Annotated in this window: 1 protein-coding gene; it reads left to right on the top strand. The window is 41.9% G+C overall.

Annotated elements, in window-relative coordinates; all coding sequences use genetic code 11:
- Nucleotides 1–26 precede the first annotated feature (26 nt).
- Nucleotides 27–270 (top strand): hypothetical protein (locus ICJ85_RS16230; RefSeq protein WP_206688065.1); only part of this gene is annotated, 244 nt, incomplete at its 3' end.

Here is a 270-nt window from a genome sequence, read left to right as displayed (position 1 = left end):
TCTATGGAGCGAAAGAAACAGGGGAGGTGACATCGATCTATCTTTACTCATTTTTTCAGGGATTTAACAAATCAACAAAGGCAGAAGGGCAGTCCGGCCATTCCGTTCCAGCCGTAATCAAACTTAGGAGTAAAGATGGAAAGTATGTGATTTCACATTATAAAGAACCGCAGGATGGAGCTGACTTTAAACGATCATTGTATAAGATCTTTCCAAGACAATACGCAGGAGAAGCTCTAGAAGACTCGAAGAATTCTGCGGGACTTCAGA

The sequence above is a fragment of the Aestuariibaculum marinum genome (assembly GCF_014596975.1).
GTDB classification, from domain to species: Bacteria; Bacteroidota; Bacteroidia; order Flavobacteriales; family Flavobacteriaceae; genus Aestuariibaculum; species Aestuariibaculum marinum.
The sequence above is the reverse complement of the archived record's forward strand: the minus strand, read 5'-3'. Positions and strand labels throughout refer to the sequence as shown.